The sequence below is a fragment of the Thermodesulfobacteriota bacterium genome (assembly GCA_026415035.1).
In the GTDB taxonomy this organism is placed as follows: Bacteria; Desulfobacterota; BSN033; order BSN033; family UBA1163; genus RBG-16-49-23.
This window is the reverse complement of sequence record JAOAHX010000002.1, coordinates 222,503-235,833: the sequence shown is the minus strand read 5'-3', so window position 1 is coordinate 235,833 and position 13,331 is coordinate 222,503. Positions and strand designations below refer to the sequence as shown.

The 13,331-nt window shown below is 50.3% G+C and carries 15 protein-coding genes; 10 read left to right on the top strand and 5 right to left on the bottom strand.

Features of this window, described 5'->3' with window-relative positions:
• From N3G78_02645 to N3G78_02630, 4 genes are all read left to right on the top strand, one after another.
• On the top strand, positions 1-694 hold a 694-nt coding region (locus tag N3G78_02645), incomplete at its 5' end, for a radical SAM protein (protein ID MCX8116816.1).
• A complete protein-coding gene (gene mutY / locus N3G78_02640; GenBank protein ID MCX8116815.1) occupies positions 676-1,725 on the top strand; it encodes an A/G-specific adenine glycosylase in 1,050 nt (349 codons plus the stop codon). The genes N3G78_02645 and mutY, both read left to right, overlap by 19 nt.
• Positions 1,726-1,784: 59 nt before the next feature.
• Positions 1,785-2,129 (top strand): nucleotidyltransferase domain-containing protein, encoded by a 345-nt coding sequence (locus tag N3G78_02635; GenBank protein MCX8116814.1) that lies wholly within the window; start codon positions 1,785-1,787, stop codon positions 2,127-2,129.
• Positions 2,105-2,530: a HEPN domain-containing protein gene (locus N3G78_02630; protein ID MCX8116813.1), complete on the top strand. Its 426-nt coding sequence runs from the start codon at positions 2,105-2,107 to the stop codon at positions 2,528-2,530. The genes N3G78_02635 and N3G78_02630 overlap by 25 nt, the downstream gene beginning before the upstream one ends.
• 57 nt (positions 2,531-2,587) lie before the next feature.
• On the opposite strand, the gene N3G78_02625 is transcribed toward N3G78_02630, so the two are convergent.
• Complete coding sequence (locus N3G78_02625) at positions 2,588-3,553, bottom strand: AraC family transcriptional regulator (GenBank protein MCX8116812.1); 966 nt, start codon at positions 3,551-3,553, stop codon at positions 2,588-2,590.
• A 434-nt stretch (positions 3,554-3,987) separates the two neighbouring features.
• On the opposite strand from N3G78_02625, the gene N3G78_02620 reads away from it, so the two are divergent.
• The 5 genes from N3G78_02620 (at position 3,988) to N3G78_02600 (ending at position 7,725) form a co-directional block, all read left to right on the top strand.
• On the top strand, positions 3,988-4,230 hold the full coding sequence (locus tag N3G78_02620) for a tautomerase family protein (protein MCX8116811.1): 243 nt from the start codon (positions 3,988-3,990) through the stop codon (positions 4,228-4,230).
• 29 nt (positions 4,231-4,259) lie between these two features.
• Positions 4,260-5,303 (top strand): alpha/beta hydrolase, encoded by a 1,044-nt coding sequence (locus N3G78_02615; GenBank protein ID MCX8116810.1) that lies wholly within the window; start codon positions 4,260-4,262, stop codon positions 5,301-5,303.
• A 99-nt stretch (positions 5,304-5,402) separates the two neighbouring features.
• On the top strand, positions 5,403-5,795 hold the full coding sequence (locus tag N3G78_02610; GenBank protein ID MCX8116809.1) for a cyclophilin-like fold protein: 393 nt from the start codon (positions 5,403-5,405) through the stop codon (positions 5,793-5,795).
• A gap of 16 nt (positions 5,796-5,811) precedes the next feature.
• The gene (locus N3G78_02605) at positions 5,812-6,819 is read left to right on the top strand and encodes an alpha/beta hydrolase (protein ID MCX8116808.1); all 1,008 of its coding nucleotides are present in this window, start codon (positions 5,812-5,814) and stop codon (positions 6,817-6,819) included.
• Positions 6,820-6,888: 69 nt separating this feature from the next.
• A complete protein-coding gene (locus tag N3G78_02600; protein MCX8116807.1) occupies positions 6,889-7,725 on the top strand; it encodes a DUF362 domain-containing protein in 837 nt (278 codons plus the stop codon).
• Positions 7,726-7,788: 63 nt separating this feature from the next.
• Here N3G78_02600 and N3G78_02595 read toward each other — a convergent pair whose 3' ends face one another.
• The 4 genes from N3G78_02595 to N3G78_02580 form a co-directional block, all read right to left on the bottom strand.
• On the bottom strand, positions 7,789-8,244 hold the full coding sequence (locus tag N3G78_02595) for a DUF86 domain-containing protein (protein MCX8116806.1): 456 nt from the start codon (positions 8,242-8,244) through the stop codon (positions 7,789-7,791).
• Between the two features lie 2 nt (positions 8,245-8,246).
• Positions 8,247-8,660, bottom strand: coding sequence for a nucleotidyltransferase domain-containing protein (locus N3G78_02590; protein ID MCX8116805.1), 414 nt, complete (start codon positions 8,658-8,660; stop codon positions 8,247-8,249).
• Between the two features lie 64 nt (positions 8,661-8,724).
• A complete protein-coding gene (gene rnr / locus N3G78_02585; protein ID MCX8116804.1) occupies positions 8,725-10,866 on the bottom strand; it encodes a ribonuclease R in 2,142 nt (713 codons plus the stop codon).
• An 84-nt stretch (positions 10,867-10,950) separates the two neighbouring features.
• The gene (locus tag N3G78_02580; protein ID MCX8116803.1) at positions 10,951-12,039 is read right to left on the bottom strand and encodes a YIP1 family protein; all 1,089 of its coding nucleotides are present in this window, start codon (positions 12,037-12,039) and stop codon (positions 10,951-10,953) included.
• 157 nt (positions 12,040-12,196) lie between these two features.
• On the opposite strand from N3G78_02580, the gene N3G78_02575 reads away from it, so the two are divergent.
• Positions 12,197-13,297 (top strand): nitronate monooxygenase, encoded by a 1,101-nt coding sequence (locus tag N3G78_02575; protein MCX8116802.1) that lies wholly within the window; start codon positions 12,197-12,199, stop codon positions 13,295-13,297.
• The last annotated feature ends 34 nt before the right edge of the window (positions 13,298-13,331 follow it).

Here is a 13,331-nt window from a genome sequence, read left to right as displayed (position 1 = left end):
GATGGAGGAACTTCAATCCAAGGGTGCCCTTGGCATCCTGGTAAGCGGAGGAGCAAACCGGAAGGGGGAAGTCCCGCTGGAAGAATTTATCCCGTCCCTCAAAGAGATCAAGAAAAAACACCCCTCCTTTAAGATTCTCGTCCACACCGGCCTGCTCAACCGGGGAGTCGCAGAAGGGTTAAAAGAAGCAGGAGTGGATCAAATCTTGATCGATGTCATCGGCGACGATGAGACGATTCGAGAGGTCTATCATCTGGACAAGAGGGTAAGGGATTATGAAGAAACGCTCTGGATGCTTAAAGAGATGGGCCACAGGCTCGCTCCCCACATCATCATCGGCCATCACTTCGGAGAGATCCGAGGGGAGTGGAAGGCCCTCGAAATCGTGAGCCGGGTCGGTGTGGAGACCATCGTGCTGGTCGTTCTTAAACCGTTGGCAGGGAGAAATGCCTTTAGAGTCCCGACGCCGGAGGAAACGTCCAGGATTTCATCCATCGCCCGAATACTGAACCCAACCACCCCCCTCCGGATGGGGTGCATCCGGCCCGCCCACTCCTCAAAGGGCGAAATGGAAAAAGGCGCCATCGACTCCGGCGTAAACACCATCGCCTACCCCCTCCAGGGGACGATCGAATATGCCCAGGAACTGGGCCTCGAGATAAAATTTATCGAAATGTGTTGCAGCCTGGTTTAAAAAAGAAGATCCAATCCGGACTCCTTCAATGGTTTGAAAAAAACCAGAGAGAACTCCCCTGGCGAAAAACGAAAGATCCCTACGCCATCTGGGTATCGGAGATCATGCTTCAACAGACCCAGGTGGCAACCGTCATTCCCTACTACCGGAAATTTCTAAAGACCTTTCCAACGGTGCGATCCCTTGCGAGGGCCGATTTATCGAAGGTCCTGAAAGTCTGGGAAGGGCTTGGCTACTACTCGAGAGCGAGAAATTTGCACCGAGCCTCACAGGTAATCGTGAGCCGTTTTAACGGGAAAATTCCTGACAACATCAGAGACCTCCTCAGCCTCCCCGGGGTGGGTAAATCCACGGCGGGCGCCGTTCTCTCCATTGCCTTCAACCAGGAGGTACCCATTCTCGATGGAAATGTGAAGAGGGTTCTTTCGAGATTCTTTGCCCTATCAGGAGCTACCCACAAGACGGAGAAAATCTTATGGAAATACTCAGCCTCCTTGATTCCAAAGGGCCATGCCGCCTCGTTTAATCAGGCGCTCATGGACCTTGGCGCCACCACGTGCATCCCAAAAAACCCTTTCTGCCTTCAGTGCCCTATCAACTTTCTCTGCAAGGGATACCGTCTGGGAGAACCAGAACGATTTCCAACCAGGCCAGTTAAAAAAAAGATCCCTCACATCGAAGCGGTTGCCGCTGTGATTCAAAAAGATGATAAACTTCTCCTAAAGCAGAGGCCCTCGAAAGGGTTTTTGGGAGGGCTGTGGGAATTTCCAAACTGGAGATTAGATGGGCAAAGAGACTTAACCGTATACTTACGAGAAAAAGTTAAGAAGGAATTGGGGCTAAAGGTGAAATGTAAGGTCTTCCTTGGCACCTTCCAACAAACTTACTCCCACTTCAAACTCACCCTCCATGTATTTCGGTGCCAAACTCTTAACCCCATAGCAAAAGGAGAATGGGTCGCCATCAAAAAATTAAAGCTTCTCCCCATGCCAAAGATCGCCCGCAGGATTTGCGAAAATCTATTGCATTAAGTCTTTTTTTTATGTATTCATACTAAAAAATCGCATTGTTGATGAGAGGTCGTTTGAAGATGGCTCAAAATAAAAGTTCTATCGAAGAAAAGTTTGTAAAAAAAATTTCCTCATTATTCTCTGACCATATTGTGTCGGTCACTTTTTTCGGTTCAAGGGCTAGGGGGGTTCCAAAACCGGGATCAGATTACGACTTCGTCATTGTCCTGAAGGAAAAGGATAGAAAGATTATCGATGGAATCTACGAGATCGTCACGGACTTTCTGATTCGATATGGCGTTGACATCTCTCTCAAGATTTATAAAGAGGAACAATTCCTCAGAATGGCTTCCTATCCGACACCATTTCTTGCGTCCATTCTAAAAACAGGAAAAGAATTGTGGACCCAAAAACAAAAGACTTGATTGTCATTCAGATTGAAAAGAGCAATGAAAAGCTGAGGGCTGCAAAAGTCCTTCTCAAAGAGGGGCTTATCGATGATGCCATCTCGAGGGCTTATTACTCCATGTTCCATGCAGCCAGTGCTGTTCTTTTTTCTGAAGGAATAACGGTCGAAAGCCACAGCGCCTTAAAAACCATGTTTGGCCTCCATTTGGTAAAGACTGGAAAGATAGACAAAGAATATGGTCGTTGGCTGAACAAGCTAAAAGACGAAAGGGAAAATGGGGATTATGACATATTTACCTCGTTTGATTTCGGGGATGCTGAAAATGATATAAAAGAGGCTGAAAAGTTTTTAGAGCAGATGAAGAATTACCTCTCCCAACAGCATGGCATTCAGTTTCGGCCCGAAGATAAGGATTGAGTTCCCCTCTCTCTTACCAACTCCTTCAACAACCCTTTAGTATCCCATGGAAACTTTTCAAGCAAATTGATTGGAGTGGTAACCTCTCGCACTGCCAGGCATTCGCCGTAAGGACATGATGTCCTTTGCCGGTGGCTTGTTAAAAAAACGGCGATATTCACGACTGAATTGAGATGGGCTCCCGTAACCAACCCGAAAGGCTGCTGTCGCTGCATTGAAGCCTTCGGTTAACATCAACCGTCTCGCTTCGTTTAATCGTAGCCATTTCTGGTACTGCAACGGGCTCATGGCTGTTAACCGCCGAAAATGGTGATAGAAAGCCGAAGCGCTCATATGGACACGAGCAGCAAGATCTTCAATGCGAAGAGGTTGATCATAATGACTCTTCAACCACTCGATGGCCTTGGCAATTTGGTGGCTTGGGTTTTTCACCGTCACGATCTGGCGCAGACGCTCACCTTGGTCGCCCACAAGCAAACGGTAATGGATTTCCCGCTGGATGATCGGCGCAAGAATCGGAATATCTTCTGCCTCATCGAGCAAACCAATCAACCGTTCAAAGGCGGTGAGAAGCGGCAAAGTGACCTCTCCAATCGCCATTCCACGTCTTGATTCCCGTACCCGTGGCGGGGGAAGGTGACTGTCTGCCAACAACTGAGCAATCTCCCTTTGATCAAGTTTCAATACGAGCCCTAAACATGGCTTTTCCTCGCTCGCTTCAACAATCTGCCAAACCGTGGGAAGATCCACGGATGTTATGAGAAAGTGTTGAGCATCGTACACATACACGTCGTCTCCGAGCACAACGCGTTTTGCCCCTTGAACGGCTAAGCAAATACTCGGCTCATACATACCGCTCATCGGCTGAGTCGGTTCTTTCCGTTGCCAAAGTGCCAAACCCGGAATCGCTGTTTCGATGTGTTCGGCATTGGCGGTCCATCTGGCAATGCTCTTTGCTAATGCTTCTCGGACAGCTTCCGTTTTGCTATTCTCAAACATCTGTTTAGAATTCTGCTTACGCATTGTTTTCTCCTACTGAATAAACCCACGCCCGCAGGGGGCTGTCGATATTTAAAATACTTCTTGGGTAAGGGCTAAGATCCCCCAATCTATTTCCCAATTAATCATATCAGACAATAATCGGCTGTTCAACCAATTTATTAAAAATTTGGAGGATTAGGCAAGAAATAAAAAGAATTGGTCTACCTCCTTTCGTTCTTTGAGTAGTATAATGCAATCAACAATAGATTCGAACCAGAAACGAAAAGGATATTCTCTAACATTTCTGAAATAGATCATGATAGAAGGAGAGAAACATGGAAATGGAGATTTGCCGACGATACTTTCTAAAAAAATATTTTATAGCGCTTGGAGCTATCGCACTTCCCATTTTTAAAGGGATGGGAAAGGCGGAGGTGAACAGCCTCACAACTCTGGCAGAAGAAGAATTTAAGAAGATAAAGGAATATAAAAATCCTCATGTCATCGTAAAACTCTTTCCCGGTAGAACTGAACAGCAGAAGGTTCGACTTGCCGAAGCAATTGTTAAAGACATGGTCAACATCATAGGAGGCTCCGAAGGTTCGGTTTCAGTAGCCATTGAAGAGTTCAAACAGGAGGATTGGAAGGAAAAGGTCTATAAACCGGATATACTCGACAAGTGGGACAGGCTATACAAAAAACCGGGATACTACATGTAAAGGACCACTAATCTAAAAAGGAGGAAAACATGAGAGCATTATCAATTTTAGCTGTGGTTTCAATTTTGTTATTGGGACAAGCTTGGAATCAAAATTCAGCAAAAGCGAGTAAGACCGAAAAAGCAGAACAATATACCTTTCAATTAAGTGATAAGGTTACACGTCAAAAGGTGAGCTTCAAAAACCGCTATGGAATTAAGCTAACGGGCGATTTATACCTACCTAAAAATCGTGGGAAAGAACCATTAGCGGCACTTGTCATCAGTGGTCCCTACGGTGCTGTAAAGGAGCAATCATCAGGATTATATGCCAATAAAATGGCAGACCGCGGTTTTGCTGCACTCGCCTTCGACCCATCTTTTACGGCTGAAAGTGGTGGCGAGCCACGCCATGTTTCTTCCCCTGACATTTATACGGAAGATTTTAGTGCAGCCGTAGATTACCTTGGAATACAATCATTCGTTGACAGGAAACGAATAGGAGCTATTGGCATTTGCGGTTTTGGAGGTTTTGCTTTGAATGCGGCGGCGGTGGATAAACGCATCAAAGCTGTTGCCACGACGAGTATGTATGATATGTCGCGGGTGATGGCAAAAGGCTATAATGATAAATTGACTTTAGAGGAACGGACGAAAATATTGGAGCAACTGAGTCAACAACGTTGGAAGGATGCTGAATCGGGTTCTCCTGCTTTAGGCCCCCGCATTTTACCTGAAAAGTTGAAAGGTAATGAACCTCAATTTGTAAAAGATTATTTCGATTATTACCGGACCCCACGCGGTTTTCATCCCAGATCGCCAAACTCAAATGGTGCCTGGACAGCTACCAATCCCTTACCATTTATGAACATGCCCATCCTAACATACATCAAAGAAATTTCACCTCGGCCAATTCTATTGATAGCCGGGGAAAAGGCGCACTCCCGTTACTTCAGCGAAGATGTTTACAAAATGGCTGCCGAACCGAAAGAGTTAATGATTATACCCAATGCCGGTCACGTTGACTTGTATGACAAGGTGAATGTTATTCCATTTGACAAATTGGAAAACTTTTTTAAAGAACACCTAAAATAATAATCTCTTCAGGTTGGACGGAGCGCTTTAGATAGTCTATGATTGAATGGAGGAAAAGCCTCGATGAGAAGTTTCATGTTTGTTTGCCTTGCATTGGCGATGGTCCTCTACCATGATCCTTGCGACGCCGACAGTGGCACCAAGAAGGTCAGGCTAAAGATCGGGGACAAGGTGCTTTCAGCTACTTTGATCGACAGCCAAACAACCCGTGATTTTATCTCTTTACTGCCACTCACCTTAACATTAGAGGATTATGCGCGGACAGAAAAAGTCAGCGGTCTGCCAAAAAGATTATCCACAGAAGGCGCGCCTTCGGGAAGTGATCCTTCTGTTGGAGATATTGCCTATTATGCACCCTGGGGAAATCTGGCGATATTTTATAAGGATTTTGGATATTCGAGCGGGCTGATCATCCTGGGGAAAATCAACAGCGGCATAGAAGCGTTAAACGTGCCCGGCTCTTTAAAAGTCACGATCGAGCTTGTCAAATAAAAAACGTGAGTCAGGAATGAGCAGGCAATTTTTATTTTTGGTGATCTTTCTTGCAATCTGGATGAAGAGTGATCCCGTCATGTCTCAGGGTAATAAAGGCGAACACTTAGTTCAAAATAGACAAGTCCATAGAATCTTTCCCCATATAAAAACCGATGATCCCGTCCGCCGCATTATAGAGCATCCAGCATTTAAGGGCTTTAGCCATCTTATTCTTCTGAGAGTTGAAGACATTCAACATCTTGATATGCCACTGAGCAAAATTGGTTCTCTCATGCCGTATCACAGCCATGTGCTTCCTGAGAGAGTGGTGAAAGCGCTTAATCTCATGATTAACGAAGTCAGAGAAGGTAAAACCATTTTCTATGACTTCTTCACAGACCAGCAAAAACAGATGGATTCATCAAAAAAAGATACTGGCCTCTTCTTCTTCAGGGGTAAACCGGGAGCTCCGTTTGCCATTGTGTGCCCGGGAGGAGGCTTCTCCTATGTCGGCTCCCTCCATGAAGGCTTTCCACACGCTTTTGAGCTGAGTAAAAGGGGGTATAATGCCTTTGTATTGAGATATCGTGTGGGGGATGGGTTAAGGGCCAAGGAAGACCTGGCAGCAGCTATCTCTTATATTTTCAAGAAAGCGGAAATGTTTGAGGTCGGTGTTAAAAATTATTCTTTATGGGGTAGTTCAGCTGGCGCAAGGATGGTTGGAAACATCGCCTCAAAAGGAACTGCCGATTTTGTAGGTCATGAGATTCCTAAACCGCGTATTGTGATCATTGCTTATACCGGGGATACAAGTTTTTCTAAAAACTTTCCCCCAGCCTTTATTATGGTAAGCGAGGATGATAGAATTGTTGATGTATCAGTGGTAGATAGGCGTGTTGAGAACATGAGAAACGCCGGGATCAAAGTCGAGTATCGTAAATATAAGAATGCCGGTCATGGCTTTGGGCTCGGTGTTGGTACGGACGCTGAAGGGTGGATAGACTACGCTATTCGGTTTTGGGAAACCCATGTGTCTAAGTGATGTCGATAATCGGAGAACATGATGAAACGGAGAGAATTCCTGAAGAAGATGACCCTGTTGGCTGGCGTTATGGGCGGGGGTGCCCTTCTTCCAGTTGGAGGGAAGGCAGCCGAGCAGGAAACCGGAATCGCCGTGGTCGAAGGAACAAATCCCGCCAGCCAGGTCCGGGAGGCCATCCGCCTTCTAGGGGGAATTGAGCGGTTTATTCGCAGGGGTGACAGGGTTGTTCTCCTTCCTAACCCTCAGGGGATCGGTCGGGGAGTCACGACCAACCCGGATATCGTCGCTGAGACCGTTAGGCTTTGTCTATCGGCAGGGGCCTCTTCGGTAAGCGTAGCTTCCTGTCACGGTAAAGATCGATGGCTTGGGACCGGGATTATCGAGAGTGTCGAGGCTTCGGGAGGACGGATGAAATATCCGGATTCGAAGCGTGACTGGGTAACCATCCGCGTTCCCAAACCCCGGGCCAGAAAAGAAGTGACCGTGATCCGGGACGCCCTGGAGGCTGACCGTCTCATCAACATGCCCATCTTCAAACAGCATAGCTACACCCGGGTCACGGGATGTATCAAGAATCTGATGGGAACGAATGATGACAACTGGGGCTTCCATAAAGGAGATACCTACTTGCACCAGGCCATTGTGGACCTTGCATCAATCTTTTCTCCCGCTCTCTGCCTGGTCGATGCCACCACCATCCTGACGGAGCGGGGGCCCTTTGGCCCTGGAAGAGTGATCCATCCGAACAGGGTATACGCCGGCAAGGACATGGTCGCGCTGGATGCCCTCTGCTGCGATCTGCTGAACGTAAAACCTCACCAGGTTCTTTACATTCAGCTGGCCCATGAATCCGGTTTGGGACGCATGAATCCCAAGACGGATACCGTCAAACGCCTGCGAATTTGAAAGGTCGGGTTGCTGAAAAACTCTGGAAAGTGGGGCTGTGGCCCTCTGGGAGTGGCGGGGGCTTTAAGGATTTCCGAGTCTGTCCTGATGATCCTTGACCCACTGGACGATTTTATCGGAGAGGAGTTTAATTTCACCGAGATGATATAGACATATCTCATGAAGTTCTTCGGGGGTGATTTCACGGTAAAAGTGGACCATCCGGTTTCGATACCCTGCCATGTCTCGCATCAACGTGGCCTCTTCTAATCCCAGAACCTTCTTTTCAGAGAGGCCCTTTGCGATCTCTTTATATTCCGTAGCCGGGTAGGCGAACTTTTTTGCAAGGATATGTCTTCCCATATCAAAAAGGGCCTCCAAGGCCCGCCTTAAATACGATTCTGCGGCTGCCACTTTGTGCCTGTCGGCTAAAAAAAGGGTTTTGTCTTCCGGATGGAGGTCCTGGATGGCCTCCGCCATCTGGAGGATCCATAAGGCCCGCTGGGAAATCACTTTTGGATCGATCTCTCCCGGACTCATCTTCAATCGCCCATGACCATTCTCTGTTTCATCCGTTCATAGGGCAAAAGATCGGCTGCCTGCCTCATGATATAGAGTTGATACTCCGCTTCATAGCTGGAATCGTGGACATAAAGAATCTCCCCCGTCACGATTTCGAGGGCCAAGAAAACGGGGGCTTCTGGAATGACGATCAAATCGACCCTGTTCACTTCGAAAAGGTCTTCGAAGAAGAGGCCGATTCTAACCTTCTCTTCCACGGTAAGGGGTTTGTTGGGTTTCACCCCAATATCCAAATCGGAGGGGCCGGCAGAGAGCCGTTCGATCCTTCCCTCGACGAGGGCCAGAACCTCTTTGGCCCTGCTCCCGAAAACATAGATCATCTGGAGACCATACCGGGAGGCAATCCGTTGGATCTCTCTTTTAAAATCCTTCATCGCTTTTTAGCTCCGAATCCCTATTCTATCATCCTGACAGTCCCTGTCAATTCATTTCCCTTGGCTATTCCGCTTTCGTCTTCCGAATCAACCCGAAATCGATATGCCTCCGTTCGATATCGACCCGCTCCACCCTCACCCTGACCGGGTCTCCGACCCTGAACCGTTTACGGGTCCTCTCGCCCATGAGGCAATATTGGTCCTCCAGAAAATGATAGTAATCGTCGTGGAGGCTGGTCAACCGGACCAACCCCTCCACAAAAATATCTCTGAGCTCGACGAAGAAGCCAAAGGCGGTCACGCTGCTGATCACCCCGTCAAATTCCGCGCCGATCTTGTCCTTCATGAAGCGGACCCGATACCGATCGAGGATCTCCCTTTCGGCCTCCATGGCGACCCTCTCTCGGTGGGAAAGGTGATCGGCCTTCTTGGCCAGCTCCTCCTCCGTGGTCTCGATTCGGCCTCCAGATAGGACCTTCTTTAAGAGGCGGTGGACGATCAGATCTGGATATCTTCGGATGGGAGAGGTAAAGTGGGTATAGGCCTCGGAGGCCAAGCCAAAATGTCGGAGATTTTTGGCAGAATATTTTGCCCATTTCATCGACCGGAGGAGGACGTGATTGATCACCCCCTCCTCGGGCCGGCCCCTGGCCTCTTCGAGGACTCTTTGCAGGTCCTTTGGAGAGATGTCCTCTCCCCATCTCAGGCCATACCCCAGATGGGAGACAAAGGTTCGGAACTCCTCCATCGCCTCTTCGGAGGGTGGCTCGTGGATCCGGTAAAGGCAGGGGACGCCCTTCTCCTCCAAGAAGCGGGCCACGGCCTCGTTGGCCGCGATCATGAACTCTTCGATGATCTGATGGGCCAGGTTCCGCTCCGAACGGACGATCTCCTCGGCCTCCCCCTGAAGGTTGAGGATGACTTCCGGCTCCGGCAGGTCGAAATCGAGCGTCCCCCTCTCCATCCTTCTCCTTCGGAGACTTTGAGCGAGAGAGGCCATTAGTTCTAAAGAGGGAACCAGAGGCCTGAATTTTTCGACCGACCCTTCGTCTCGGCCAAGGAGAATCTTCTTGACGAGGGTGTAGGTCAGCCTCTCGTCGCTCCGGATGAGGCTCGGATAGATGCGAAACCCCTTCGGCTCCAACCTGTCATCGAACCTCAATTCGACGGTCATGGTCAACCGGTCGACCCGGGGGTGGAGACAGCAGATCTCGTTTGAGAGTTCGGGCGGAAACATCGGGATCGCCCGATCGGGGAAGTAGACGCTCGTCCCCCTGAGGTAGGCCTCTTCATCCAGAGCGCTCCCCTCCTCCACGTAGTGGCTCACGTCGGAGATCGAAACATAGAGGATCACCCCGCCTGTCCCCTCTTTGGCGATGGAGACGGCATCGTCGAAATCCCTCGCATTCTCCCCGTCAATGGTAAAGGTGGGGATCCCCCTGAGATCGGTCCGGCCCGATTCATCCTCCTCGGCCGGGGAGGGAGGCAATGCCCTTGCTTCTTTGAGGGCCGAGGAGGGAAATCGGTAAGGAAGGTCATATTTATGGATGATGATCTGGGGGATGATCTCGGGATCATCCGGGTAACCGAGGATATGGGTCACCCTTCCCTCGGGCCTTCCCCTCTCGGAGGGATAGCGGGTAATCTCGGCCACGACGATCTGGTTGGGCTTGGCCCGTTTCGTCTGTCCTTCTGGAATGATCACCTCCTGAAGAAGCCTTTCGTCCTCCGGAACGAGGTAGGCGTAATGGGTTGCCTTCATAAATTTCCCGACCACCTTCTTCCATCCCCGCTCGAGGATCCGGATGATCTTTCCCTCTTTCCCTTTTCTCCTGACCGATTCGACCCTGACGACGACCCGATCGCCATGCATGGCCTCCTTCAAATTTCTCGGTTTGATAAAGATGTCCTCGCCCCCCCCGTCCTCGGGGATGACGAACCCATACCCATCGGGATGGCATTTGAGCCTACCCACCACCAAATCCATCCTCGTGGGAAGGCCGTAGCGGTTTCCCCGAATCCTGATCACCTTCCCCTTTTCCGCCAGGTCCCTCAGACGTTCTCTCAGGAACCGCCTCTCCTCTTTCGACAGGCCGAGGCCCTGGAGGATCTCCCTCAAAAGAAGGGGACGGTTCTCCTCTTCGAGCAACCCCAGGATCTCTGTCGTCAACTCCGGATCTCTTGATGTGGTCTTTCTTCTTGCCATCAGGGCCCCCTCGCCTCCTTGCATCAAAAAGCAGAAAGGGGCGACCAAGCCCCTTTCTGAGGAACCGAATGCGGTGGGTTCAGTTTAAACGCCCACACCTCTGAATAACCCCAACCCGCCCAAGAATATCGGGATCATGACGGCGGCGAGGATTCCCAATCCAAAGATGACGATGAGTGGAAGGAGAACCGCAAATGCCGCTTTGCCGGTGGTAATCCGGTGACCTTCCCTCACGCCGATGATGATGAGTACGATCATATAGACAGAGGCAATCAAATTTCCGATAAAAGGCACGACGTTGAAGAGTTGTCCGCAGTAAGAATAGGAGATGACCCGAAAGGTGGTTTGGAATCCCTTTCTATTTCCGCCCACGATGATGAGGCAGAGGTGGGTGATGGCGCTCCCGATGAAAATGGAGGATCCCACCATAAGCGGAATCCCTATCAGGGAGAGACCCAAGAGGAGGTTAAAGGGAATAAAGGCCTGGAGTTGGGGCGGGATGAGGGCGGAAAAGAAGAACCACTGGATGACCATCGAGAGCCCAACTCCGATCACCCCGCAGATGATCCCGTAAATGAGGGGAGACCAATAGCCTTCTCCGGACGACACCTTTTTGAAAAAGGCTGTGGGGGAGAAAAGGGCCTCCCTCGTGGTCCTTAAATAAGCCCAGAGGAAGCCCTCTCCGCTCTCCCAAGGGGAGACCTTCTCTTCGGTCGATATCTCTCGGACCTGACCCTCGATGGATCGGGCCATTTCCTGAAATTCCATGTACTTGGAGATGACCAATCCGCATTTAAAGCACTCGCCGGTGTCGGGTTGCTGGTGCCCACATTGGGGGCAAGTGACCATCGGCCCCGTGTAGGGCTTCGGTTCGGGTTTGGCAGCCGGCTTGGGTTGCGGAGGGGGTTCAGGTTCTATGGAAATCCCAGGCAAATCCTCGGAGGGCATCTCTTCTACCCTCACCTTCCCCCCGATCTCTTCGAATGCCCTCACATACTTTTCCATCTCCTCCCGGGAGATGCCTTTCTTCACCACGATGGGAACCCTCTGAAGCAGGTTCTCCGCCTTCTCCGGAGTAAGGTTAAACCGTTTCTGAAGCCCCTGAAGTAACCGGGCCTCCTCTTCGGGTCCAGCCACCTTCAGACCTAAAAAGACCACTTTGTAAAGGCCCATCGGCTCACCTCCCCAACGGCACCTATCTCATATTGTGAATGATTGTTAGCACATTCGACATCAAACTACAAGAAATTTTTACAGCAAAAGCCCCGAGGAGGGGGCGAATCGGCGGATGGAAACGCTCCCCATCTATTAGAGCATAATTGCAAAATTGTTGCAATTCAGGGATAATATTTACGTTTTTTCCCATCTCCATCATCCATCTCCGAGGGGGCTCCCGATGAAAACGAGAATGACCGAACTCTTGGGCATCCAGCACCCGATCATGCTTGCAGGGATGGCCTTTGTGAGCTTACCCAAATTGGTGGCCGCCGTATCGAATGCCGGTGGGGTGGGGATGCTCAACTCGGTCGTCTATACCCCCTCTCAGGTGAAGGAAGTCATAAAGGAGATAAGATCCTTGACGGACAAACCCTTCGGAGTCAACGCCACGCTCGTCATGCCCAATGCGAGAGAAAATATCGAGGTCGCCCTCGAGGAGAGGGTGCCCATCATCAACTTCGCCCTGGGGAAGGGAGATTGGATTATCAAGGCCGCCCATGAATATGGGGGAAAAGTCTTGGCCACGGTGGCCCTCGAGAAACATGCCCGCAAGGCCGAGGCGGATGGGGCGGATGCCCTCATCGTCACGGGCCACGAGGCGGCCGCCCATGGGGCAGAAGTGGGCACGATGGTTTTGATCAATACCATCGCCCGTCAGACCAAACTTCCCATCATCGCCGCTGGGGGATTTTGCGACGGAAGGGGACTGGCAGCGGCCCTGGTTCTTGGAGCGGACGGGATCTCCATGGGGACCCGCTTCATGTTGACCAAGGAGTGCGCGATGCATGAAAAAGCGAAGGAGTTCTGCCTGAAGGCAGGCATGGAGGACACCCTCTGCTCGGAAAAGATCGATGGGCTCCCTGGCAGATGGCTAAAAAATGAGGCGGCGATGAAGATGGCCTTGGAAAGACCCTCTCTTTCCCAAGCCTTTTCGACCGCCCTCGAGATGAGAAAAAAGCTCAAGGTCCCCTTCTATAAACTCCTTCTCGGGGGCTTGAAACAACGAGGGGTGCAGGAACTTGCCCGACAGGCGATCGGGTTGAAAAAGCTTCGAATCGCGATCGAGCAAGGAGACCTCGAAACGGGCGTGTTGCCCGTAAGCCAGGCCATCGGGCTGATGAGGGACGTCCCGACTTGCAAGGAGCTGATCGAACGAATCGTCAGAGAAGCCGAGGAAGTATTACGGAGGGTCAATCAGCAGGTGGTCTCCTGAGAATCTTTTCATCTTCCTCTTGGTTGAAGGGGTC